The 21629-nt window shown below is 70.6% G+C and carries 27 protein-coding genes; 12 read left to right on the top strand and 15 right to left on the bottom strand.

Annotated elements, in window-relative coordinates; all coding sequences use genetic code 11:
- Positions 1–75 precede the first annotated feature (75 nt).
- Together BLT28_RS00990 and BLT28_RS00985 are read left to right on the top strand one after the other, a co-directional pair.
- Positions 76–1005, top strand: coding sequence for an acyl-CoA desaturase (locus BLT28_RS00990; protein WP_030429353.1), 930 nt, complete (start codon positions 76–78; stop codon positions 1003–1005).
- A 63-nt stretch (positions 1006–1068) separates the two neighbouring features.
- Positions 1069–2040: a quinone oxidoreductase family protein gene (locus BLT28_RS00985; protein WP_030429354.1), complete on the top strand. Its 972-nt coding sequence runs from the start codon at positions 1069–1071 to the stop codon at positions 2038–2040.
- Here BLT28_RS00985 and BLT28_RS00980 read toward each other — a convergent pair.
- Positions 2027–3007 (bottom strand): ArsR/SmtB family transcription factor, encoded by a 981-nt coding sequence (locus tag BLT28_RS00980; RefSeq protein ID WP_030429355.1) that lies wholly within the window; start codon positions 3005–3007, stop codon positions 2027–2029. The genes BLT28_RS00985 and BLT28_RS00980 overlap by 14 nt on opposite strands.
- Before the next feature lie 9 nt (positions 3008–3016).
- The gene (locus BLT28_RS00975; RefSeq protein ID WP_030429356.1) at positions 3017–3826 is read right to left on the bottom strand and encodes a manganese catalase; all 810 of its coding nucleotides are present in this window, start codon (positions 3824–3826) and stop codon (positions 3017–3019) included.
- 137 nt (positions 3827–3963) lie between these two features.
- On the opposite strand from BLT28_RS00975, the gene BLT28_RS00970 reads away from it, so the two are divergent.
- Positions 3964–4572, top strand: a complete 609-nt coding sequence (locus tag BLT28_RS00970; RefSeq protein WP_162184833.1) for a response regulator transcription factor — start codon at positions 3964–3966, stop codon at positions 4570–4572.
- Here BLT28_RS00970 and trxA read toward each other — a convergent pair.
- The gene (gene trxA / locus BLT28_RS00965) at positions 4569–4952 is read right to left on the bottom strand and encodes a thioredoxin (protein WP_030429358.1); all 384 of its coding nucleotides are present in this window, start codon (positions 4950–4952) and stop codon (positions 4569–4571) included. The two genes, BLT28_RS00970 and trxA, sit on opposite strands and share 4 nt — an antisense overlap.
- A 111-nt stretch (positions 4953–5063) precedes the next feature.
- On the opposite strand from trxA, the gene BLT28_RS00960 reads away from it, so the two are divergent.
- Positions 5064–5504 (top strand): MarR family winged helix-turn-helix transcriptional regulator, encoded by a 441-nt coding sequence (locus BLT28_RS00960; protein WP_030429359.1) that lies wholly within the window; start codon positions 5064–5066, stop codon positions 5502–5504.
- Positions 5505–5619: 115 nt separating this feature from the next.
- Entirely contained in the window at positions 5620–6411 is a 792-nt protein-coding gene (locus BLT28_RS00955; RefSeq protein WP_172806491.1) for a polysaccharide lyase, read from the top strand.
- Positions 6412–6415: 4 nt separating this feature from the next.
- Here the strand turns inward: BLT28_RS00955 and BLT28_RS00950 are convergent, their stop codons facing one another.
- From BLT28_RS00950 to BLT28_RS00935, 5 genes are all read right to left on the bottom strand, one after another.
- Positions 6416–7000, bottom strand: a complete 585-nt coding sequence (locus BLT28_RS00950; protein ID WP_030429361.1) for a GNAT family N-acetyltransferase — start codon at positions 6998–7000, stop codon at positions 6416–6418.
- The gene (locus BLT28_RS00945) at positions 6997–7731 is read right to left on the bottom strand and encodes a class I SAM-dependent methyltransferase (protein ID WP_162184834.1); all 735 of its coding nucleotides are present in this window, start codon (positions 7729–7731) and stop codon (positions 6997–6999) included. Before BLT28_RS00945 ends, BLT28_RS00950 begins: the two co-directional genes overlap by 4 nt.
- 63 nt (positions 7732–7794) lie before the next feature.
- The gene (locus tag BLT28_RS00940; RefSeq protein WP_030429363.1) at positions 7795–8340 is read right to left on the bottom strand and encodes a TlpA family protein disulfide reductase; all 546 of its coding nucleotides are present in this window, start codon (positions 8338–8340) and stop codon (positions 7795–7797) included.
- Positions 8337–8735 carry a hypothetical protein gene (locus BLT28_RS39600; protein ID WP_030429364.1) on the bottom strand — a complete coding sequence of 133 codons (399 nt, stop codon included), beginning with the start codon at positions 8733–8735 and terminating at the stop codon, positions 8337–8339. Before BLT28_RS39600 ends, BLT28_RS00940 begins: the two co-directional genes overlap by 4 nt.
- A complete protein-coding gene (locus BLT28_RS00935) occupies positions 8714–10708 on the bottom strand; it encodes a M6 family metalloprotease domain-containing protein (protein ID WP_030429365.1) in 1995 nt (664 codons plus the stop codon). Before BLT28_RS00935 ends, BLT28_RS39600 begins: the two co-directional genes overlap by 22 nt.
- A gap of 159 nt (positions 10709–10867) precedes the next feature.
- Between BLT28_RS00935 and BLT28_RS00930 the strand changes: the two genes are divergently transcribed.
- A complete protein-coding gene (locus BLT28_RS00930) occupies positions 10868–11437 on the top strand; it encodes a TetR/AcrR family transcriptional regulator (RefSeq protein WP_030429366.1) in 570 nt (189 codons plus the stop codon).
- Positions 11438–11508: 71 nt separating this feature from the next.
- Here the strand turns inward: BLT28_RS00930 and BLT28_RS00925 are convergent, their stop codons facing one another.
- The 3 genes from BLT28_RS00925 to BLT28_RS00915 all read right to left on the bottom strand — a co-directional run bounded on the left by BLT28_RS00925 (position 11509) and on the right by BLT28_RS00915 (position 13359).
- Complete coding sequence (locus BLT28_RS00925) at positions 11509–11916, bottom strand: hypothetical protein (RefSeq protein ID WP_030429367.1); 408 nt, start codon at positions 11914–11916, stop codon at positions 11509–11511.
- A gap of 97 nt (positions 11917–12013) precedes the next feature.
- Positions 12014–12385 (bottom strand): roadblock/LC7 domain-containing protein, encoded by a 372-nt coding sequence (locus BLT28_RS00920; RefSeq protein ID WP_030429368.1) that lies wholly within the window; start codon positions 12383–12385, stop codon positions 12014–12016.
- Positions 12382–13359, bottom strand: coding sequence for a hypothetical protein (locus BLT28_RS00915; protein ID WP_052407257.1), 978 nt, complete (start codon positions 13357–13359; stop codon positions 12382–12384). The genes BLT28_RS00920 and BLT28_RS00915 overlap by 4 nt, the downstream gene beginning before the upstream one ends.
- Before the next feature lie 650 nt (positions 13360–14009).
- On the opposite strand from BLT28_RS00915, the gene BLT28_RS00910 reads away from it, so the two are divergent.
- The 4 genes from BLT28_RS00910 to BLT28_RS00895 all read left to right on the top strand — a co-directional run bounded on the left by BLT28_RS00910 (position 14010) and on the right by BLT28_RS00895 (position 15991).
- Positions 14010–14831: a MarR family transcriptional regulator gene (locus tag BLT28_RS00910; protein WP_156050880.1), complete on the top strand. Its 822-nt coding sequence runs from the start codon at positions 14010–14012 to the stop codon at positions 14829–14831.
- Positions 14821–15189 (top strand): roadblock/LC7 domain-containing protein, encoded by a 369-nt coding sequence (locus BLT28_RS00905; protein ID WP_030429371.1) that lies wholly within the window; start codon positions 14821–14823, stop codon positions 15187–15189. The genes BLT28_RS00910 and BLT28_RS00905 overlap by 11 nt, the downstream gene beginning before the upstream one ends.
- Before the next feature lie 151 nt (positions 15190–15340).
- Positions 15341–15712, top strand: a complete 372-nt coding sequence (locus tag BLT28_RS00900; RefSeq protein WP_030429372.1) for a hypothetical protein — start codon at positions 15341–15343, stop codon at positions 15710–15712.
- 63 nt (positions 15713–15775) lie between these two features.
- Positions 15776–15991, top strand: a complete 216-nt coding sequence (locus BLT28_RS00895; protein WP_030429373.1) for a hypothetical protein — start codon at positions 15776–15778, stop codon at positions 15989–15991.
- Positions 15992–16170: 179 nt separating this feature from the next.
- Here the strand turns inward: BLT28_RS00895 and BLT28_RS00890 are convergent, their stop codons facing one another.
- Genes BLT28_RS00890 through BLT28_RS00880 form a run of 3 tightly spaced genes read right to left on the bottom strand, consistent with a single transcriptional unit; the run spans position 16171 to position 19381 of the window.
- Entirely contained in the window at positions 16171–16764 is a 594-nt protein-coding gene (locus BLT28_RS00890; protein WP_231950576.1) for an FKBP-type peptidyl-prolyl cis-trans isomerase, read from the bottom strand.
- A 35-nt stretch (positions 16765–16799) separates the two neighbouring features.
- Positions 16800–19019, bottom strand: coding sequence for a helix-turn-helix domain-containing protein (locus BLT28_RS00885; protein WP_030429375.1), 2220 nt, complete (start codon positions 19017–19019; stop codon positions 16800–16802).
- A 14-nt stretch (positions 19020–19033) separates the two neighbouring features.
- On the bottom strand, positions 19034–19381 hold the full coding sequence (locus BLT28_RS00880; RefSeq protein ID WP_052407259.1) for an RNA polymerase-binding protein RbpA: 348 nt from the start codon (positions 19379–19381) through the stop codon (positions 19034–19036).
- Positions 19382–19576: 195 nt separating this feature from the next.
- Between BLT28_RS00880 and BLT28_RS00875 the strand changes: the two genes are divergently transcribed.
- Both BLT28_RS00875 and BLT28_RS00870 read left to right on the top strand, forming a co-directional pair.
- The gene (locus tag BLT28_RS00875) at positions 19577–20437 is read left to right on the top strand and encodes a helix-turn-helix domain-containing protein (RefSeq protein ID WP_030429377.1); all 861 of its coding nucleotides are present in this window, start codon (positions 19577–19579) and stop codon (positions 20435–20437) included.
- Positions 20434–20616, top strand: coding sequence for a DUF397 domain-containing protein (locus BLT28_RS00870; protein WP_081900260.1), 183 nt, complete (start codon positions 20434–20436; stop codon positions 20614–20616). Before BLT28_RS00875 ends, BLT28_RS00870 begins: the two co-directional genes overlap by 4 nt.
- On the opposite strand, the gene BLT28_RS00865 is transcribed toward BLT28_RS00870, so the two are convergent.
- Entirely contained in the window at positions 20613–21608 is a 996-nt protein-coding gene (locus tag BLT28_RS00865) for a LacI family DNA-binding transcriptional regulator (RefSeq protein WP_030429378.1), read from the bottom strand. The genes BLT28_RS00870 and BLT28_RS00865 overlap by 4 nt on opposite strands.
- Positions 21609–21629: the final 21 nt, after the last annotated feature.

The raw sequence follows: 21629 nt of genomic DNA, 5'->3' as shown, positions 1-21629 counted from the left end.
CCGGGTGCGCTCCCGAGGCTTGGACCGGGGGCCTGCACCAGTGTGATCAAAGCCCGGCCCGGGAAAGCTTTCGGTATGACGATGACCCCGGTCAAGACACCGCCCGGCCCGAAGCCGCTGCTGGAGGGCACTCCGGCCGCCCACCTCGCGGTGCGGCTGTTCGTGTTGATCCCGCCGACGCTGGCCTTCCTGGTCGCCGCGCCGCTGGCATGGGGCTGGGGCCTCGGCTGGGTGGACGTGGCGCTGTTCGTGCTGTTCTGGGTGGTCGCCGGGCTCGGCATCACCATCGGCTACCACCGCCACTTCACCCACGGCTCGTTCAAGGCCAAGCGCGGCCTCAAGATCGCGTTGGCGCTGTGCGGCCACCTCGCGGTGCAGGGTGAGGTGACCGCGTGGGTCGCCGACCACCGCAGGCACCACGCGTTCTCCGACAAGGAGGGCGACCCGCACTCGCCGTGGGCCTACGGCACCACGCCCGCCGCGCTGGCGAAGGGCTTCTGGCACGCGCACATGGGCTGGATGTTCAACAACGAGGTCACCAACGCGGAGCGCTTCGCCCCCGATCTGTTGGCCGACAAGGACATCCAGCGCATCGACAAGCTGCTGCCGTACCTCACCGCCGCGAGCTTCCTGCTGCCCGCGCTGCTCGGCGGCCTGCTGACCTGGTCGTGGTGGGGCGCGCTCACCGCGTTCTTCTGGGCCGGCCTGGTCCGGATCGCGTTCCTGCACCACGTCACGTGGTCGGTGAACTCGATCTGCCACCTCATCGGCGAGCGGCCGTTCAAGTCCAAGGACAAGGCCGCCAACGTGTGGCCCCTGGCGATCTTCTCCTTCGGCGAGTCCTGGCACAACCTGCACCACTCCGACCCCACCTGCGCCCGGCACGGCGTGCTGCGCGGGCAGATCGACATCTCCGCGCGGACGATCTGGCTCTTCGAGAAGCTGGGCTGGGTGTGGGACGTGCGCTGGCCGACCGAGCGCAGGCTGGCCAGGCTGCGCGGCTGAACGGGAACACCGGGCGCCGCGGGGGTGTTGGGCCCTGCAGACGCGTCTTATCGAGGAGGCAGCATGCGGGCGGTAGTCGTTCGATCGCACGGCGGACCGGAGGTCCTCGTCGCCGAGGAGCTGGACCGGCCGGAACCGGGCCCGGGCGCGGTGCTGGTGGACGTGGCGGCGGCCGGGGTGAACTACATCGACACCTACCACCGCGAGGGCGTCTACCCGATCCCGACGCCGTTCACCCTCGGCCTGGAGGGCGCGGGCACCGTCGCGGCGCTCGGCGAGGGCGTCACCGAGTTCGCCGTCGGCGACCGGGTGGCGTGGGCCTCGGCCATCGGCAGCTACGCCCAGCAGGTCGCCGCCCCCGCCGCGCAGCTCGTCCCCGTTCCGTCCACTGTGGACCTGGAGATCGCCGCGGGCGCGATGCTCCAGGGCATGACGGCCCACTACCTCACCGCCTCCACCCACCCGATCGCCGAGGGCGACGTGGCGCTGGTGCACGCGGCCGCGGGCGGGATGGGCCTGCTGCTCACCCAGATGATCAAGGCCCGCGGCGGCCGGGTGATCGGCACGGTCTCCACCGCGGAGAAGGAGAAGCTGGCCCGCGAGGCCGGGGCGGACGAGGTCATCCGCTACACCGAGCAGGACGTCGCGCAGCGGGTTCGGGAACTGACCGACGGCGTCGGCGTGCACGTGGTCTACGACGGCGTCGGCAAGGACACCTTCGACGCGAGCCTGGCCAGCCTGCGCCCGCGCGGCCTGCTGGCCCTCTACGGCGCGGCCAGCGGCGCGGTCCCGCCCTTCGACGCGCAGCGCCTCAACGCCGGCGGTTCGCTGTTCCTGACCCGCCCCTCGCTCGGGCACCACACCGCCACCCGCGAGGAGCTGCTGTGGCGGGCGGGCGAGGTCTTCGACGCGATCCAGGCGGGCGAGCTGGACATCGCCATCGGCGGCCGCTACGCCCTTGACAGCGCCCGTCAAGCCCACGAAGACCTGCAGGGCCGCCGGACCACCGGCAAGCTGCTGCTCACGACGAGCTGAACCCGGGGACCCCGGCCCCGAGCAGGACGTCGGCGGCCGGGGTCCGCTGGTAGAGCACGAAGCGGCCGGTCCGGTGCGAGGTGACCAGCCCGGCCTCGCGCAGCAACGTCAGCTGCTGCGACACCCCACCCGCGGTGATCCCGGTGCGGCGGGCCAGTTCCGAGGTCGACGCGGGCGCGTCCAGCTCGGCGAGCAGCTGGGCGCGGGACGGCCCGAGCACCGCGGCGAGCGCGTCCGGCGCCGGAGTGCGGCCCCGCTCCCACAGCGTGGCGATTCCGCGCGGCGGATACCGCAGCACCGGTTGCCAGGCCGGCGCGATCTTCGAGAACACCCTGGGCCAGACGAAAACCGAGGGCACGAGCACCAGGCCCCGGCCGTCCAGCCGCAGTCGCCCGGCTGTTTTCCGTTGCACCACCAGGGTGTCACCGGTCCAGCTGACCGCGGGGTCCAGATCGGCGAACAGCCGCTGCGCCCCGCCCTCGGCGAGCCGCCGCGAGCGGTGCAGCACCTCGCCCTCCAGCAGCGCGCGAATCCGCGGCCAGTGCGGGAGCAGCACGGTTTCCCAATACGCCGCAACGGCTTCCGCCAGCTTCGCCAGGCCGCTCGGCGGATCGTCGTGAAGCCCGTCCAGCACGCGCGGGCGCCCCAGCAGGTCAACGCCCGCCCTGACCTCATCGGCAGGCACGGCGCGTAGCGCGTCGAGCTCGTCGGCGATGTCGGGGACGGGCGTCGTCGGTGTCGGCGCGAGGAAAGCGGGCAGCTTCCGCGCGGGCACCGGGATCAGCGCGTCGAGCAGGCTCAGGTCGAGTGCCCGGACCCGCTCGGCGGTCGCGGAGATCCACGGGAGGTGCAGTGCGTGCGCGGCGGGCTCCTTCAGCACCCGGACGCTCGCCACGACCTCCCACAGCGGCGAGAACGCGAAGCGCGTCCGCGCCAGGTCCTGCGCCGTGAAGCCGAGTTCGAGCACACGAGGAGACTACGACTTCCCCGGCGGCGGGGTGCCGTACAGCCGCGGGTCGCCGGGCGGCAGCACCGGGGCGTCGCCGTGCGCCACGGGCTTGTCCACCTCCAGCTCGGACGTCCAGCCACCCTCGCCGAGCGAACTCCCGTCGGTGAAGTTGATGATCTGCTTGTTGAAGGCGCCGTTCTCCTGCTCGACCGGGAACGCCTCGGGCACGGGCATCCCGTCGAGCCCGTCCGCCTTCAGCTCCTCCACCGCGGCCAGCCACTGCTTCTGGTGCACGTGGTCGCGGGCGAGCAGGAACTTGATCATCTCGCGGACGCCGGGGTCGTCGGTCATCTCGTAGAGCCGGGCGACCTGGACGCGGCCCTGCATCTCGGCGGTGGCGTTGAGGTGGAAGTCGGCCATCAGGTTGCCGCTGGCCGTGATGTACGCGCCGCTCCACGGCACGCCCTGGCTGTCGTGCGGGTAGGCGCCGCCGCCGTTGACGATCGAGTGCTGCGGGTTGGCCGAGCCGTACACCGCCGCCAGCATCGGGTTCTCCGCCTGCGCGGTCTCCTGCACGGTCAACGGCGCGCCCTCCTGCAGGCGGGCGATCATCGTGCAGATCATCTCGACGTGGGCCAGCTCCTCGGTTCCGGTCGCCAGCAGCAGGTCCTTGTACTTGCCGGGCAGGCGGCAGTTCCAGCCTTGGTAGAGGTACTGCATCGCCACGGTCATCTCGCCCCACTTGCCGCCGAGCACTTCCTGCAGCCGCGCGGCGAACGCGGCGTCCGGTGCGTCGGGACGGGCTTCGAACTGGAGGTCCTGGGCGTGGAAGAACACGAGCGCTCCCGGTGTCGGAGGTCAGGGCTTCTCACCGGTTACCCCGGCAGATGTCCCGCGTGTGCCTATGAAGGCCTCGCGGGGCCACGCGTAGCCGCGAGCGCGACGGGCATTCCTGGGACATGACGAGGGTGCGGGTGCGACTGGCAGTGATCGACACGGAGCCGACTTTCGCGAAGGGGCTGGAGATGCTGGCGGCCGCCCCGGACGCGCCGATCGACCTCGTCGCGAGCACCGACTCGGCCTCGGCCGCGGTGCGGCTGGTGAGCGAGGCCCGGCCGGACGTCGTGGTGGTGGATCTCGGGCTGGCCCCGCCGGGGGCGCTGTCGGCGATCACCGCGATCCGGCGCAGGGCCCCGTCGCTCGCGGTCGCCGCCACCACCGCGGGCGAGGACCGGGGTCTGGTGACCCAGGCGTTGCGGGCGGGCGCCAACGGCGTGCTCCCCCGGAGCTGCCAGCCGGACGTCCTCGTGCAGGGCCTGCTGGCGCTGGCGCACGGATGGCTTTTGCTGCCGAGGCAAACCGCCCTGTTGCCCACGGCGGGCACGCCTCGGCTCAACACCGCGGAGCTGCGGCTGTGGCGCTTCCTCGCGGAGGACCGCAGCACCACGGAGATCGCCCGCACGCTCAGCGTCTCCCCGCGGACGGTCAAGCGGATGACGGCGGCGTTGCTGCGGCGCCTGGGTGTGCGCAGCCGAACGCAGGCCGCCGCGCTCGCGGGGCGCGACGGCCTGCTCGACGACTAGGCCTTCTTCTGGGCTTCCTTGGCCTGGTGCTCGGCCACCTTGCGGTGCACCTCGGCCATGTCGACGGCCCGGGCCTGGGAGATCAGCTCCTCCAGGCTCGCCTCCGGCAGCGCGCCGGGCTGCGCGTAGAGCACGACACCCTCGCGGAAGACCATCAGCGTGGGGATGGAGGAGATGTTGAACGCCGAGGCGATCTGCACCTGCTCCTCGGTGTTCACCGAGCCGAAGACGATGTCGGAGTGGCGCTCGGACGCGGCCTCGTAGACCGGTGCGAACATCCGGCACGGCCCGCACCAGGACGCCCAGAAGTCGACGAGCACCGTGCCGTCCCCGCTGACTACCTGCTCGAAGTTCTCGGTGGTCAGTTCGACAGTTGCCATGTGTCCGGCTCCTCGCTCGTCGGTCCCCCTGGGATAACCCGCCAACGGGGGTCGCTATTCCTCACGTTTAGCTTGCCCGCGATCTGATCGCCTTCGCACTAAACTCGGGCCATGACCGAGCCCTCGCTGCGCCTCGACGACCAGGTCTGCTTCGCGCTCTACGCGGCGTCCAGGGCGGTCACCGGCTTCTACCGGCCGATGCTGGACAAGCTCGGGCTGACCTACCCGCAGTACCTGGTGCTGCTCGCGCTCTGGGAGAACGGCGCGTGCCAGGTGAAGGACCTCGGTGCCGCGCTGCAGCTGGACTACGGCACCCTCTCCCCGCTGCTCAAGCGGCTGGAGAAGGCCGGGCTCGTGCGCAGGGAGCGCAGGCGGGACGACGAGCGCTCGGTGCTGGTGACGGTCACCCAGGAGGGCGCCGCGCTGCGCGAGCGCGCGCTGGAGCTGCCACCCGCGATCGGCGCGGCCATGGGGCTGGAGAACGCCGAGTTCGACCAGCTGCGGTCGCTGCTGCGCAAGCTGTCCAGGTCGGTCGCCGACCATTCCGGATAACGCCGATATTCACATTCATGAATTCCGAAGACATTCTTGAACAATTTCCCCGGGAGCCCTACCGTTCTTTTCGGACCGCCGCGGCAGTGACGCTCGTCGACCGAAAGGAACGACCATGTCTCTGGGTTCTCGGCTGCGCGGAACTCTGCTCGCTTTCGCGGTGCTCGCCGGAATGACCGGCGGAACGCAGGCCACCGCGGCCCCCGCCCCGTGGAACGGCGGTTTCTCCGGCTTCCCGTCGGCCTCGTGGTCGGACAGCTGGGGCATCGACCACCGCGGCAAGTGGGGCTTCAACGACATGAAGGCCTCCGGCAGCACGCTCGACGTCACCTACGGCAAGGGCTCGTCGGCGTCGTCGTGCAAGAACTGCCCCACCACCGGCGGAGGGCAGTTCTACCAGGACCTCAACCGCGTCGGCCGGGCCGACCTGCAGCGGGCCGACACGCTGTACCTGCGCTACCAGGTGCGGTTCCCGGTGGGCTACGACTTCGGCAAGGGCGGCAAGCTGCCCGGCTTCTACGGCGGCGACCCCGGCAGCCAGAGCGGCGGCAGCCACGGCGGCTGGTCCACCAGGTTCATGTGGCGCGGCGGCGGCAAGGGCGAGGTCTACGTGTACACGCCCGACGGCAGCGGCTACGGCAAGGACGTCGGGCTGGGCAGCTGGAGCTTCGCGGCGGACGGCAGGACGCACACCATCGAGCAGGCCGTCACGCGTTCGACCGGGAACGTGACGGTCTGGTACGACGGACGCCAGGTGCTGTCCGCGAACGAGGTGAAGGGAATCGGCTCGATTCCTTTCCGCGGCGTTTTCTTCTCCACCTTCTTCGGCGGTCACGACACCAGCTGGGGACCGAAGTCGACGGTGCACGCCTATTTCTCGGACTTCACCGTCTCGACGTCGCGGTAGCGCGTCAGCCGAGCCCGTCGCGGCGGGCCAGCCATTCCTCGCGCAGCACCCCGAAAACGAGCCCGTCGTAGACCTCGCCGTTCCACGGGCGGGCGTTGCGGAACCGCGCCTCCTCCGTGAACCCGAGCTTGCGCCCGACCGCGGCCATGCCCGGGTTCCCGGAGTAGGTGGCGAAGTCCAGGCGCAGGGCGTCGGTGGTCTCGAAGAGGTAGCCGGTCCACAGCCGCAGCGCGTCGGTGCCGTAGCCGCCACCCCAGTAGACCTCGTCGTAGATCACGATGCCCATCCGGCGCCAGCCGGTCGGCTCGCACTCCCAGTACCAGCTGACCTCGCCGATCAGCCGGTTAGAACCGGTATCGAGTACCGCGAGGGAGGTCCGGGGCGTCGGCAGGTCCTCGGGCAGCGACCCGGCCAGCTCCGCCGTCCGCCGGACCTTGGCGGCCAGCTGCTCCTCGGTCGGCCTGCCCCGGTACGGACCGTTGGTGTCGTGCCACGGCCGGTGCGGGGCGAGCAGGTCCGGCAACACCGCCTCGTCGGCCGGTACCCAGTCCCGCAGGGTGGCGCGTTCCCCGGTCATCCGCAGGCTCATGCCGGACGCACCGCCCTCGTCCACAGGTGGTACGGGATCAGGTCGTCGCGTCTGCCCTTCATCTCGAAGATCGGCTCGCGCATCGACTCGATCACCAGTCCGGCGGTCTCCAGGGCGCGCGTGTAGGCGCTGAGCGGGTTGGTCCAACCGTGGAAGGTCATCACCATCCCGTCCCGCTCGATGGTGTCCTCGACGCGCTTGCGGGAGAAGTAGGACTCCTCGATCACGAAGCGCCGCCGCCCGTCCGGGCCGGTCTCGAAGCGCCCGGCGTCGTTGAGCGGGTGCGTGGTGGCGATGCACAGCCTGCCGCCCGGCGCGAGGACCCGGGCCGCCTCCGCCATGGAGGAGGCCAGGTCGTCCACGTCCATGAACGTGTTGTAGGCGACGACGATGTCGAAGGCGCCGTCGTCGAAGGGCAGCTCGCGCGCGTCGCAGACCCGGTAGTCGCCGTCCGGATCGGCCTCGACGGCGTGGTCGATCATGGTCTGCGCGATGTCGACGCCGGTCACCCGGTGCCCGCGCGCCTTGAGGTCCCGGCTGACCCTGCCCTCGCCGCAGCCGAGGTCCAGCGTCGCCGTTCCAGGCTCGCCGACGAGGTCGAAGAAGCCGTCGCGGTAGAACCAGTAGGAGTCGAAGTCCGGCCTGCGCGCCCAAGCCACCCAGTTGCGGGCCTGCTCCTCCCAGCTCTCGCCCATCGTGCCTCTGCTGCTCACCGTCGCGTCGTTGGCCATGCGCGCGACAGTAACGACGCCGTCGGTGCCCGGCATTCGATTTCACCGATCGGGCAATCCACTTCAGCGGCGCTGGACCAGATTGGCCAGTTCCGCCTCGACCGTGCCCGCGGTCGTCCCGCCCGGCCACCCCTTGACCAGCGCGCCCCCCTTGGCCACCAAGGCCACCAGCGGAGGTTCCCGCAACGCGAACGCGCGCCCGGCGCTCTGCCCCTCGTCATCGCGCGCAACCGGGTAGTTCACCCGGTGCTCGTCGAGGTAGCGGCGCAGGTCCGCGTCTGAGTCCCGGCCCGCGACACCGAGGAAGGTCACCACGTCCCGGTGTTTCTCGGCGAGCGCGGTGAACTCCGCCTGTGTCCGTCCACAGTGGCCACACCAGGAGCTGAAGAACACCAGCACCAGCGGACGGTCCCGCCACAGGTCCTCTGTGGACACCTGAGTTCCATCCACGAGGGACAGGGTGAGCCTCGGCGCGGTCGCCCCGGTCGCGTCGCGGTAGCTCACCCCGGCGGGCACCGGACCGGGCAGCGCCCGCTTCCCGCCGCGCGGCGGCTCCGCGGAACAGGCCACCAGGACGAGCGCCACGACGGCCGCGGCGATCCACTTCACGGAACCATCCCCACGAGCTGACCGTCCTTGCGCTGCAGCCGAATCGGCTCTCCGTCGACGACGAGGTCGTACGAGTCGGCCACGGGCACCCCGACCTCGAACGTCAGCTCGCAGAACGTCGGCACGCGCGGCACTTTGAGGTCTTCCTCAAGGGCCGCAACGGCTTTGCCCGCGGGCAGGCTTCCCGAGGCGACCGGCTCGCCGTCCGCGCCGCGCACCTCGAACTTCGCCGACCGGTGCAGCGCGGCGTGGGCACCGGTGCCCGAGCACTCCGACCCGACCGCCCGCACCGCGCCGTCCCGCACCAGCAGCTTCACCTCGGTGCTCGCGGTGCCGCAGCCGGCCACCAGGAGCAGCGCCAGCAGCCCGGCCCCTACCGCGTGGGGATGAGGCATCGTGCCGTCGCGGTCTTGGTGGGGTCGCTCTCCGAGGTGGCCGTGAGCGTGGCCTCGGCGAGCACGCCCGCCGGGCCGCCGGTGCGCACGACGTTGAGCGGGATGTCGACCTTCTTGCCGACCTTCACCGCGGCCAGTTCGTTGGGCAGCCGCACCTCGTACCCGGCGGGAGCGGTCGCCCGCAACCGGTACACGTCACCGTCCACATAGGACGATACATCCTGCGGCTGGCCGGTCACCGGGAGCGTCCTTCCGGTGTTGGCCAACGGGAACGTGCACTGCGCCACGCCCGCGCGATCCGGGTGCGAGGCCGCCGAGGGACCGAGCGCCAGTCCGCGGGTGTGCGGTCCGGCTCCGTCGAGCGAGCGCACCGCGACGGTGTAGGACAGCACGCCCTGCGGGTCCCGGTGGATGTCGGCGACGTAGAGGTGCAGCCGGTTCGCGGTGTCCACGTACTCGTACTTGCTGCCGGAGTTCGTGCCCGCCCGGAACGGCGCGTCGGCGAGCTGACGCGGGTCGCCGACGGTGACCTTCACCGGGGTGCCGTCCGGCCGGTAGAAGTCCACCAGGTCGATGTCGGCCGGGTTCGCGTCGATGATCCACTCGAACGGCGTGGCGTCGGCGTTCTTGGTCTTGGTGAACAGCACGCCGCTGTCCGGGGTGAAGGAGTCAGCGCCCATCCGGTCGACGACCTCGACCGTGTAGTTGTTGTAGCCGCCGCCGTCGCAGAACGGATCGGTGCCCTGACTGCACTTCGGCGACTTGTCCCCGGTCTTCATGGCGATGTTGAGGCCCATCAGCCCGCCCTTGCCCGGCTGGACCTCGCGGGCGGTGACCCGCGCGGTGATGACGCCCGACTTCGCCAGCGCGTCGCGTTCGAGCTGCAGGATGTGCGCCGGATCGACCATGCCCAGTTTCGCCTTGGTGCGCAGCATGTGGTGCGAGCCCATCGCGCCACCCGCGTCCGGCGGGATCTTCCAGCGGGTGTGCGTACCACCGGGGCCGTTGAACGTGCCGCGGCTCATCATCTCCCACGGGCCGGTGTAGGCGCGCACGGGCGGTTTGCCGAAGGGGTTGTTGTAGTTGTCGCCGATACCGAGGATGTGGCTCAGCTCGTGCGCGAACGTGCCGTGCCCCGAGCTCTCCGCCTGCGTCGAGGACCCGCCGCCCGCGTTCGGCCAGATCGCCGACGCGGCCTTCCACGAGGTCCACTCCACGTAGCGCGTCTTCGCCCAGTTCGGCAGCTTCGGGTCGGGCGGGCCGAACGAGTCGGGCACGTCCTCCTTGCGCTGGAACAACATCTCGCCGAACTCCTGCCAGGTCGACGACTCGTCCTGGCCCGCGCTGAGGAAGAACACGAAGTCGAACCGCTTGGGCACCTCGTTGCCGACCTCGGCCCGCCACGCCGCGCCCGCGTCCGCGCGCAGGTCGCGGTTGCAGGTCGAGCCCTCCGGGCAGGCGCCGGAGCCCTGGAACTCCATGCCGTACTCGTAGGACTTGCCCGGCATCCGGTACGCGCCGAACGCGGTCAGCTCGACCCCGATCCGGCCGCCGGAGGCCTCCATCCAGTACTCGTGCAGGGTGTGCCCGCGGTTGACCGCGTTCGGCTTGTTCAGGAAGTCCTGGTAGAACTTCGCGACCTGTGCCCTCGGGATGTTGTTCGCCAGCTGCGAGGGGTTGCCGAAGACGTCCGAGCGCGGCGGTTTGGTGACGACGAAGTCCTGGTCGGGGTAGTCCGCGAGCACCAGTGCGCCCTTGAACGTCCGCTTCGTCGGTTTCCCGTTCGGGTCGGCCCAGTTGGTACCCGGTACCTTCCGGTAGTCCGACCACGTCATGTCCTGGGGGTTCTCCCAGTTCTTCGGGTCGATCGGCGCCGACCGGTTCCCCGGGGCCGCCGAGACCGCGGACGGGGCCGTGACGGCCACCACGGTGGCAGCGGCGAGGGCCAGCAGCCTCCACAACGACGAGCGCACGCGCACCACCCACTCCCACCGGGGACCGTCCCCCAACGGAATCTATTGAGCGGCAAGGCATTGCGGCCACCCTCCGAAAGCCGGAGGAGTTTCACACATGACGGCACTCCCGCTAGGCCGTTCGGCGTCACGCCGCTGCTCGCGGAATACGATGGGCCGGTGAGCGCACCCCGCGGGCGGATCGACAAGCGCAAGGCGATCCTCGATGCCGCCTTCACCGTCTTCGCGCGCCGCGGCTACGAGCAGGCGTGCGTGCAGGAGATCGCCGACGAGGCCGGTGTCGCCAAGCCGACGGTGTACAACCACCTCTCCGACAAGGAGAACTTGTTCCGCCGTGCGACCGAGGCCGTGGCCGACGCGGTGAAGGCGGACAGCATCGCGGTCGTCGAGCGGCTGCGCGATCCCGGCGACCTCAGCGCGGTGCTGACGGACGTCGCTGTCGGGCTGCTCGGGATCTACTCGGACACGCGTGCCACCGCGCTGCGGCGGTTGACCGGGCAGGTCGCGTCCTGCTGGGTCGGCGAGGCGCTGGCGGACCGGTTCGCGCGGCTGTGCCTGGCGGGGCGCCTGAGGCAGTGCGATCCGGCGGTGGCCTCGGAGCAGTTCCTCGCATTGCTGACCGGCCCCTGGGAGGCACGGGCGCGATCGGAGTCCACTGTGGACATCCAGGCCGTCGCCGATGCCGGCGTGGACACCTTTCTCCGGGCTTACGGGGTCCAGCCGCGGTAGTGCGGCGTTCGTGACCGGTATGCGCGGCGGCCCACCGGGAACGGCAGACCGCCGCGCGGGATGACGGAGGACTACATCATGCTCATGTGCTCCTTCATCACCCTCCTGGTCGCGGCGAAGAGCATGCCGATGTTGACCGACTTGGGGCAGACGACGACCGCGACGACGTCACTGCTCTGGTTGTTCCGGACGAACAGGTGGGTCAGGTTGGTGCTGTTGACCAGGATCTCCTGGAAGTAGCGCTCCGAGCTGGTGACGCCCCGGCGCTCCTTGAAGATGTCCTCGATCATGGTGACCGTGCGCCCCTGGAACAGGTCGAGCGTCGCTCCCGCGAGCAGGTCGAGCACCTCCGACGGGTGGCTGTCGGTGGTCTCGCAGGTCAGGAGCATGCCGGTCGCCATGTCGACGACCCCGGAGGCCAGGCAGTCGGGAACCTCCTGCCGCAGGCGCTTGGCCACGGAGATCACTTGGTCGGACATACCCCGCTGGTTCTTTCCTAAGGTGTCCAATGTCCTCTTCTTCTTTCGCTCGTGGTCGGATGGGGCGGGGTGGAGTTGTCTGTAGGAGTTCGACCGCCTAGGAGGCGGAGAGGATCGAGTCGATGCGCTTGATCACGGGTTGGGACTCGTGGTGGAGCCGTCCGATGTTCAGCCCCTCGTCTCCCAGCACGACCATCAGCGCCCGCTTGCCGACCGCGTAGACGGCCATGTAGCCGCCGCTGTTGTGGACGACGGTCTGCCGGAGCGTGCCCTGCCGGGTCACCGCCGTGGTCCTGCGAGCCAGTCCGAGATCGGCGGCGGCGAGCGCGGAGAGGCCGGCAGGATCGATCCCGTCCTCCGTGTCGGCCAGGATGAGAAGGCCGTCCGCCGCCGCGATCACTGTGTTGGTGATGCCGGTCACCTGCTCCCGCAGAGCACGCAACTCGGCGGCTAGCGCCTCCTGCTTCAAACGCGTTTCCTTTCTGCTTCGAGAGGACCCTCGTCGCGCGTGGCACCGGAAGTCCTCGGTGGGCTGGCCCGCACCAGGTCGAACAGCCGGGGCAGCGCGTGCCACCCCGGGGCTTTGGACGGGGCCAGGAACTCGTCGACGCCGCTCGCCCCCGGCAGCCGGCGCGGCAGCAGGTTCGTCGCCGTGCCAACGGCTCTGGTCGCGGAGCCGCGCTTGGGCCTCGCGCGCGGCGCCACGGCGCGGGCCAGCGACAACGCGGCGGCGGAGGTACTCGCGACGACCTCCACCACACCGCCGGCGAGCATGCGGGAGATCTCGATCGTCACCGCGTAGACGCTGCGACCGGTCGCGAAGGCGATGTCCCGTGCGCTGCGCCTGCCGGTGGCGTGCACCAAGACCTCCCGCTGCCCGTCGGTCAGGGCGGTTTCCGACAGGTCGACGTCTCGCGCGGGCCGGACGCGCTCCCGGTAGGGCGAGACGGGAAACGGCAGTGACGCCAGCGCGTCCAGCCGGCGAGACGTCTCCTCCAGGAACCAGCCGAGGTCGATCCCGCTCGTCGCCGACAGCAGCACGTCGCCGGGCCGGTCGTCGACGAAGTACCCGTCCACCGTGCCCGCCGCGGTGGCGAAAGCCCCGTCCTGAGCGGCCATCATGGCGACGACCTGGAGCTCCGCGACACCGATGCCACCGCGGGCGACGAGTTCGGCTTGCTGCGACCGGGATTCGGCGCCCGCCCGCAGCGCCGCCATCCAGTCGTCCTCGCTGATCCTGCCGGAGCGCAACAGGAGCACGTCCGTACCGGGCGCGCCCGGGCTCTGCACCGCGACCACGGCGCCCTGCCGCAGGTGGATCACCGCGCCCGGACTGCCCAGCAGGTTCAGCGTCCCGGTGACGCCGTCGTCCTGGCACCGGGCCAGGGCGTGCGCGAGCACGTCGAACGCCGCTCGGTATCGGGGCTGACTGCTGCCGGTCACTTCGCTCCTTGACCACGCCGAAGCACGAGCCGGCTCGATCCCCATCCCCGATATGAGGCGCCGGTGGATGGCCGACTATATGCCGGAATCGCCCGGCCGACTACATTCCGTTATCAGCACGTCCCGTCTTCGTGACATCACCGGACTGCGTTTTCCGTATCAGGAAAGGGATTTCCAGGATTTCACCACGGCGGGCACCGCCGCGGAACCGGAACAAAGACACCGCTCAGCACGGGTGCCCGGCCCCAAAGCCGCCGCCGCGCGCACCATCCACTAAACGAAGTCGACCGGAGGCCGTCGGCCCGCGCGATCCCGGGAAAGTCACCAACATCAAGAGATACCTAGTCAAAGCGCCGACACGAAGTCGCTGTTCAGCCTTTTCTGTTACACCGACCGGAATGATTCACTCGATCGTGCAGCCTGCGATGTGGGCGCACAGCGCCGACGAGCGAGAAGTAACGATGGCCATATCCCCCTCGATGAGGGGGAGAAACTCGACCGAATGCCGAGTTCTCCAGTCATCCCATTCTTCCGACCCCCGACCACACACGGAGCGCCCCCTGAGACGCGACCATCGAGCCGCATGCGATCTCCTCGCGTGCGCCTTGACGCAGTGCCACGCGGACCGAGCCACCGCAACGGTGCGCGTCGTGGGCAATCCGGGCGGGCTGCTGCACCTGCGCGAGGGTGTGGTGGTCGCGGTGGACAGCCCCGGCGCGCCGGGTGCGGAAACGCTGCTGCTGCGCTCGGGCAGGCTCAGCGAGCAGGACTGGAACGCGGCTCTGCGAGAAGGCACCGGGACGCGCTCGCACCAGGCGACGCTCGTCGCGCGCGGGGCCATCGGGGCCAGTGCGGTGCAGGCCCTCGTCACGATGGCGACGCAGGACGGGTCGTTCGCCATCGCCGCCGGCGACGTCGAGCAGTGCGTCGTCGACGACGAACCCGTCGACGTGCTGCTGACCGCCGCGGACGGCATGCCCCCTGACCTGCTGCTCTCGGAAACGCTGCGGCGGCTGGACGCGCTCGCCTCGATGCCGTTCCCCCTCTCGCCCTACCGGGAACGCGTGGTGCCCGGGCGCGGGACGGACTCCCCCGCCGCGACCGAGGCACGGCGGAAGATCATCGAGCACGCCACCGGCAGGCGCACCGCGAGGGACATCGCCTTCGTGGTCGGCCGCAGCGTCTACCCGACCACCGTCGAGATCTCCCGGATGCTCACCGAAGGCCTGCTGGAGATCGCCCCACCGGCGATCTCGTTCAGCTCTTCGCACTGGGGCCTCACGTCGCTGCGCCCCCGGGCGGCAGCGGAGCGCACCGCCACCCCCGGCACCGACGACGCGGGCTCGTTGCCCACCCGCCGCCCGGGGGAGGCCGCGCCGGTCTCCCGCAAGTACCTGAGGCCATCGGGGTGGCACGGCGCGCCCGAGGCACCCGGCCTTTCCGGAACAGAAGGGAAGAATATTGGACTATGACGCACTGGCCGCCGAGCTGCGAAATCTCCGAGAAACGGTTTCCGGGGTAACCGACACGGTGATAGCCGCAGTCGACGGAATCCCCATCTTCGCCGACGCCGCGGACACCATCGATCCGGCCAACGTCTCCGCGCTCGCCGCCGCCGACCTCGGCGTCGCGCGCCAGGCGGTCGAGGTGATCGGCCAGGGCACGCTCAGCCAGACCGTGGTGTTCAGCAGCGGAGGCTACATGGCCGTGTACGCCGTGGGCCGGACGGCGTTGATGGTCGTTCTGGGGGACAAGGGCCTGAACATCGGCCGTCTCCTCCACGAGGCCCAGCCCGTGATCGCGCGGATCGGCTCGATCTTGACCTCCTAGCGCACCATCCACCGGATGAATTCCGGTGATGACCGGGTCAGTTCCCGTCGTCGATGACGTGGCCCGTACGGAAGTGCACCCGCAAGCGATCGAGGCGGGGCGTTCAGCCGCGCCACCTCGATCACCAGTTGATGCAAGGGAGTGGGGTTCGATGAACATCGATATGGCGTTGAAAGAAGCCATGTCCATCGCAGGCGCTGTCGGTGTCGCGTTGGTCGACTACGAAAGCGGAATGTCTCTCGGCACCAGCGGCGGAGGCGACTGGCTCAACCTCGACCTCGCGGCGGCGGGGAACACCGAGGTCGTTCGATCGAAACTCCGGGTGATGTCCACACTCGCGCTGAACGACAACATCGAAGACATCCTGATCACATTGCGCCGCCAGTACCACCTGATTCGATTAATAGACACCGTGAAGTCCAAGAACTCGCTGTTCCTGTACCTGGTGCTGGAAAGAGACCTGGCGAACCTCGCCCTGGCCCGGCACCAGCTCAAGCGCATCGAGGTCGAACTCCAGGTATGAGTGCCCGCATGAGCGCGGCTGGCCGATGACCGGCGGGGATGCGGAATCCACCGCGTCCCCGCCGTGACCTTGCCACGAATTCAGCCGCTGCGGCCCTGCGCCGCGATCTCCCGGAAGGCGACCCTCTCCTTCTCCGGGGTCAGCTTCCACTTCCCCGAAAGCCCGGTCGTCGGTGAGGAGCGCGATGCGCTTCTGCTCTCCGTGCTCGACGGCAATGCCCCGTTCGCCGATGTCCCAAGGCTTCCCGCTGGGCGCTTGGCGTTGGCCTCCCGCTGGTAGGCCGACGCCGAGTTCGCATCAGCTGGTCGGACGGCAGCTGCTCGTCGTACTTCCCGTCGACGTCGCCCAGGATGTCGTTGTCGGCGGCTCGGCCGAGTACCAGTGCAGCGAGGTGCCGCAGCCCGTCGGGCAGCAAAAACCCCGGCACCGCCGAGTGGGCGGCGCCGGGGTCGCGGGTGTTACGCGCCGACCTTGACGGCGTCGACGACGAAGACCAGGGTCTCGTTGCCCTTGATGTCGCCCTTGCCCGATGCCCCGTATCCCTTGGCGGGCGGGACGATCAACAGGCGGCGGCCGCCCTGCTTCATGCCGACGAGGCCCTCGACCCAGCCGTCGATGAGCTGCCCCTTCGCCAGGGTCGTCTGGAACGGGCTGCCGCCGAAGGAGGCCTGGTTCTCCGCCTTGGTCGACCAGGTGTAGAGCGCGTAGTGCATCTGCAGCTGGTCGCCCGCCTTGATCGCTGCGCCGGTGCCCGGGACGACGTCCTTGGACAGCAGCTCGGCGGGCGGGGAGCAGCTCGCCGGGATGGTGACCGTGGGCTTCTGGCCCGCGGCGCCCGTCACGGTGACCTGGTCGACCGTGCACGCCGGACCGGCGGGCGCGGTCGTGGTCGGCGCGGCGGCCGAGGAGGAGGCAGCCGAGGAGGGAGCGGCCTGCTGGCTCACGCCTGCACCGCCGTCGGGCAGGTCGGAGGGGCGCTCACTGGGCGTGCACCCCGTCACCGCGAGGACGGTGCTGATCAGGAGGGCGGTCATCGCCGCGGTCTTCCGCATGGCGGAAAGCCTAATCGGAGGGGCCGGGGCGGGCTTCACCGGCAACCCTGCGCGGCGAAGAGCACCTCGGCGCGCCGCAGGTCCGCGGCGGCCAGCTCGTCCTCGCCGAGCGCCTTCCGGCCGTTGCCCACCTCGCGCAGCGCCGTCGCCTGGCTCCAGGTGTCTCCGTAGCGCTCGAAGACCTCGGCCGCGCGGTCGTACTGCTCGACCGCCTCGGCGTAGCGGCCGAGCGCGGTGAGGGACAGGCCGAGCCGGATGCGGGTCCGTGCCGCGCTGCGCTCGTCGCCGTGCTGCTCGAACAGCGTCAGCGCCTGCTGCTGGAGTTCCACGCCGCGCGCGGGCTCGTCCAGTCTTGCCAGTGCGTCGCCGAGCCTGCTGGTGCACACGGCGTGCTGCCACCAGTCGCCGCGCAGCGACACCGCCCGCGCGAGCGCCTGCCGGGCTGCGTCCGGGCGGTTCAGGGTGAGCAGAGCGCGACCGAGGCAGTCGAGCGCGACGATCTCCGCACCGGCGATCCCGTCGCCGTGTGCCAGGCCCGCCGCGGTCTCGGCCAGCTCGCGCGCGGTGTCCGGCTGCCCGGTTTTGGCCGCGGCCAAGGAAAGCGCGGCGAGGGCGTAGGCCTTGTGCTCGGTGTCCTGTTGCAGTTGCGCCTGTTCGAGGGCGAGCTGGGCCAGTGCTCGCAGGTCGGGCCACGCGCACCGCAGCTCGTAGTACCAGCCGATCCGCCGCAGCAGTGCGACGAGGCTCCAGCCCGGGTCGAGCCGGCAGCCCCGTTCCGCGGCGGCCAGGATCGCCGGCCGCTCGTCGTCGAGCCAGCGCACCGCGGCACGGAGGTCCGGGAAAACCGACTCGCGCTCGCTCGGCGCCGTGGGGTCGAGCCACCCCGCCGCGTCGGCCGCGGTCTCCAGCCGTGCCCGCACCAGGCGAAGCTCGACCTCCTCGCGCGCGGGCTCGTCCTGCTCGACGCAGCGCCGGGCGAAACCGGCGACGACGCCGTGCATCCGCGCGCGTCCCTCGGTCGCGGTGGGCGAGAGGAATCCGGCTCTGTGCAACCGATCCAGCTCGCGGTGAGCGGCGCGCGGCGGGACACCGAGCGCGACGGCGGCGGTCTCCACGGTGAAGCACCTGCCCGGGGCGAGGGCCAGGCGCCGCAGCAGCCTGCGCGCGGGATCGTCGAGCTGCCGGTAGGACACCTCCAGCACGCTTCGGAGAGCGCGGTTGTCGGCGGGCAGCCGGGCCAGCCGGGCCTGCTCCCGCTCCAGGTCGCCGACGGCGTCGGCGAGCAGCCCGCCCGGCCAGTCGACGAGGCGGGCGGACGCGATGCGCAACGCCAGCGGCCAGCGGTCGCACAGCTGGGCCATCCTGCGCGCCGCCGCGGGCTCGGCGTCCACCCGCGCCCGGCCGAGCACGGCGGCGATCAGCTCGACGGCGTCGTCCTCGGGCAACGGTCCGATCCGGCAGCGCCGCACCGTGCGCCGGGCGTCCAGGCCGTGCAGCGGACTGCGGCTGGTGATCAGCACGGCGCAGCCGGGCGCGGAGGCCAGCAGCTCCAGCGCCTGGTCCTCGTGCGCGACGTCGTCGAGCACCACCAGCATCCGCCGCTCGGCGAGCACCGCGCGGTAGCGCGCACCGAGTTCGTCCACATCGGACGGAAGGGCACGATCGGCGATCCCGCAGGCGCGCAACGCTTTCCGCATCGCCTCGGCCGGGTTGGGCTCGCACAGGTCGAGCAGGATCGCGCCGTCGGGGAACTCCGGTGCCACCTCGACCGCGGCCCGAGCGGCCAGGCTCGTCCTCCCCGATCCCGGCGGCCCGCTGAGCACCACGACCGCGCCCCCGGACAGCAGCTCGCACAGCCCGTCCAGTTCCGCGTGCCTGCCGACGAAGTCCGGCGGGGGCGGGGGCACCGCGGCCGGGGGCGGGGACACCGGGGACGGTCCCGCCGGAGCGGGCTCGGCGACGGCCTGGCGCGCCTCAGCGAGTTCGGCCAGCTCGGCGGCGGCCCGCGCGCGCAACGCGCGGAGCGCGGCGGTGATCGTGCCGTCGGTGTCGCCGACGGCCTCGGCGAAGCGCGGGACCAGGTTCTCCGGGATGATCCGCCTGCCCCGCTCGTAGTCGGCGAGGGCGCTGTGCGCGCTGAGGCCGATCATCCTGGCCAGCCGCCGCAGCGACAGGCCGGAGGCCGTCCGCCAGTGCCGCAGCGCCGTGCCGAGCTCCACCAGCGACGTCTCGTCCTGGAGGGAACCGCTGATCATGTCACTCCACGCGTTCAGCCGACGGACACGCGGGCGGCGCGCAGCTCGCTGAGCCGCTCCGCCAGCAGTTGCTCCAGTTCGGGTTCGGAGCGGCGGGAGCACAGCTGCTCCCAGTGCGTCTTGCCGGTGCGCGGCACCGCGTTCTCCTCGCCGCCGACGCCGGTGTCGGAGTACCAGACCCGGCTCTCCGTCCCGTGCTTCGGGCACTCCCACACCTCGGGGGTCTCGGCGTCGGCCGCGAAGGTCACCTCTACGTTGTGGCCCTGCGGGCAGACGAACACCACGGTCCGCCGCGCAGCGGGTGCCTCGGTGGCGGGCTGCGGGTACTGCGGGCCGCCACCGGCCCGGATCGCGCGGATCACGACGCCTCCTCGACGTGTTGGGGGCTTGCGAGTCGTGCGAGGGTGGCGCGTGCGACTCGCCTGCGGGGTCGAGCGTCAGCAGCGATCCGCGGGTGCGAAGCGTATGGGCAGCCGTTCCCGGTTGCCCATACACCACCGGAGTGAATATTCACCCTGTCTTAGGCTGAGCGCAAACGTGCACAAGGAGGCACCTGAATGCCCGGCACCAGGACCCGCCGCAAGCGCAAACTCGGTGCCTTCCTCAAGGAGCTGCGGGAACGTGCCGGGATCGGGGCCGAGGAGGTCGCGGCCCGGCTGCGCAAGTCCCAACCAACGATTTCGAAGATAGAGAACGGGCACGTGCTCTGCGGCTTCGCCGAGCTGGGCGCCATGCTGGCGCTCTACGGCGCCTGCGAGGAGCGACGCCGCGAGGCCGAGGCCCTGTGGGACGACGCCAAACAGGACGCGACCCGTATCGAACACTCTTCTGCGGTTCCACCCAAGTTCCGTACGTTTCTGCGTGCCGAGGCGGACGCGACGTCCGTACAAACGTTGGAGTCGACCGGCATTCCGGGATTGTTGCAAACCGCAGATTACGCGGCGGCGGTGCGCAGGGCGGCACGCGGCTTCAGCGATCCGGCCGTCGGCGTCGAGCGGGCCGTCGCCGCGCGGTTGAGCAGGCAGAAACGACTGCACGGACCGGAGGCGCTGACCCTGCACGCGCTGATCGACGAGGCGGCGATCCGGCGCCTGGTCGGCGGGCCGAAGGTGCAACGGGAGCAGCTGGTGCACCTGCTGGTCGCCGCGGAACTGGACAACATCACCGTTCAGATAATCCCATTCGATTTTGGGGCGTACGGCACGATGTCCGGCTCGGCCACCATCCTGGGCTTCGCCGACGACGGCTATCCGGACGCGGTCTATTTGGAGTACCCGGGCGGCGGGGAATGGGTAGAGAATGAAGAAGACGTTCGGAAGTTCCGGGCGACCTTCGCCGACATCTCGACCGAAACCCTGACGCCAGAGGAGTCGGCGGCGGTGATCCGCGCACACGTCGACGCACTTGAGGGACGATGACCCCGACGCGAACCTGGAGAAAGAGCAGCTATACCGGAAATGACAACAACTGTGTGGAACTGTCCTTGACAGAGTTCGAAACGGCGATCCGCGACAGCAAGCAGCCGAATGGACCAGTCCTCACATTCACCCCGCTGGCTTTCACGCGCTTCATACGTTTTCTGCGTACCATGCGCTAACGCGTCGACGCCCGGACGACGAGTTCGGGTGTCAGCAGCCGGGACCGGGCGCTGCCGCCGTCGACACGGACCAGCAACTCCTCGACGGCGGCGGCGCCCATTTCGCGCAACGGGCTGCGGACCGTGGTCAGCGGCACCGTCAGCGAGGACGCCAGCGGGATGTCGTTGAACCCGACCAGCGCGATCCGCTCCCCCACCGCGATGCCGTTGGCCCGCAGCACCCCGGCGGCCCCCATCGCCGCCACGTCGTTCACCGCGAACACCGCGTCCAGCTCGCGCCCCAGGGCCAGCACCTCGCTCATCGCCTGCTCGCCGCCGTGCGAGTCATAGCCGCTGTGCACCACCAGCTCCTCCGGCACCGGGTGTCCCGCCGCGGCGCACGCGCGCAGGAAACCCTCGGTCCGGTCGGCGCACGTGCTGGCGTAGGGCTGCCCCGCGAGCACCGCGATCCTGGTGCGCCCCATGCCCAGCAGGTGCTCGGCCGCCAGCTCCCCGCCGCGCACGTCGTGGCAGGTCACCGCGGGGTGCTCACCGGAGCGCCTGCTGACCAGGACGAACGGGATGTCGTTCGCCGCCAAGGAGTCCAGGCCGTTGCCGTCCAATCGCGCGTCTCCGATGATCAGCCCGTCCACGCCCCAGGACAGCAGCGCCTCGAGCCCCGCCAGGTGCTGCTCGGCGCTGTCGTGCGTGTTGGTCACGAAGGTCCGGTAGCCCTTTTCCAGCGCAGCCTCCTGGATGCCCTCGTACACGGCGGCGAGCACGTAGTCGGTCAGCGTGGGGACCAGCACCCCGAGGATGCGAGTGCGCTGCGTGCGCAGGCTGGCCGCGTACTCGTTGCGGATGTAGCCGAGCTTGCGCGCTGCCTCCCGCACCCGCTCCTCGGTCTCCTTGGTGACCTGAGCGGTCCCGTTGAGCACCCTGGCCACAGTGGACACGTGGAGGTTGGTCGCCTCCGCGACCGCGCGCAGGGTCACCCTCGGCCTGGCGGACACGGTTTCTCCCGTCGCTGGTGC

The organism is Allokutzneria albata, assembly GCF_900103775.1.
GTDB classification, from domain to species: Bacteria; Actinomycetota; Actinomycetes; order Mycobacteriales; family Pseudonocardiaceae; genus Allokutzneria; species Allokutzneria albata.
This window is presented reverse-complemented; position numbering and strand designations above follow the sequence as displayed.

What these genes read in the sequence shown, in the direction of transcription:
- BLT28_RS00990 (WP_030429353.1), top strand. Translation starts at nt 76, where the DNA reads ATGACGATGACCCCGGTCAAGACACCGCCCGGCCCGAAGCCGCTGCTG.
- BLT28_RS00985 (WP_030429354.1), top strand. Translation starts at nt 1,069, where the DNA reads ATGCGGGCGGTAGTCGTTCGATCGCACGGCGGACCGGAGGTCCTCGTC.
- trxA (WP_030429358.1), bottom strand. Translation starts at nt 4,952, where the DNA reads ATGGCAACTGTCGAACTGACCACCGAGAACTTCGAGCAGGTAGTCAGC.
- BLT28_RS00960 (WP_030429359.1), top strand. Translation starts at nt 5,064, where the DNA reads ATGACCGAGCCCTCGCTGCGCCTCGACGACCAGGTCTGCTTCGCGCTC.
- BLT28_RS00955 (WP_172806491.1), top strand. Translation starts at nt 5,620, where the DNA reads ATGTCTCTGGGTTCTCGGCTGCGCGGAACTCTGCTCGCTTTCGCGGTG.
- BLT28_RS00950 (WP_030429361.1), bottom strand. Translation starts at nt 7,000, where the DNA reads ATGAGCCTGCGGATGACCGGGGAACGCGCCACCCTGCGGGACTGGGTA.
- BLT28_RS00945 (WP_162184834.1), bottom strand. Translation starts at nt 7,731, where the DNA reads ATGGCCAACGACGCGACGGTGAGCAGCAGAGGCACGATGGGCGAGAGC.
- BLT28_RS39600 (WP_030429364.1), bottom strand. Translation starts at nt 8,735, where the DNA reads ATGCCTCATCCCCACGCGGTAGGGGCCGGGCTGCTGGCGCTGCTCCTG.
- BLT28_RS00925 (WP_030429367.1), bottom strand. Translation starts at nt 11,916, where the DNA reads ATGTCCGACCAAGTGATCTCCGTGGCCAAGCGCCTGCGGCAGGAGGTT.
- BLT28_RS00900 (WP_030429372.1), top strand. Translation starts at nt 15,341, where the DNA reads ATGAACATCGATATGGCGTTGAAAGAAGCCATGTCCATCGCAGGCGCT.
- BLT28_RS00890 (WP_231950576.1), bottom strand. Translation starts at nt 16,764, where the DNA reads ATGCGGAAGACCGCGGCGATGACCGCCCTCCTGATCAGCACCGTCCTC.
- BLT28_RS00885 (WP_030429375.1), bottom strand. Translation starts at nt 19,019, where the DNA reads ATGATCAGCGGTTCCCTCCAGGACGAGACGTCGCTGGTGGAGCTCGGC.
- BLT28_RS00875 (WP_030429377.1), top strand. Translation starts at nt 19,577, where the DNA reads ATGCCCGGCACCAGGACCCGCCGCAAGCGCAAACTCGGTGCCTTCCTC.
- BLT28_RS00870 (WP_081900260.1), top strand. Translation starts at nt 20,434, where the DNA reads ATGACCCCGACGCGAACCTGGAGAAAGAGCAGCTATACCGGAAATGAC.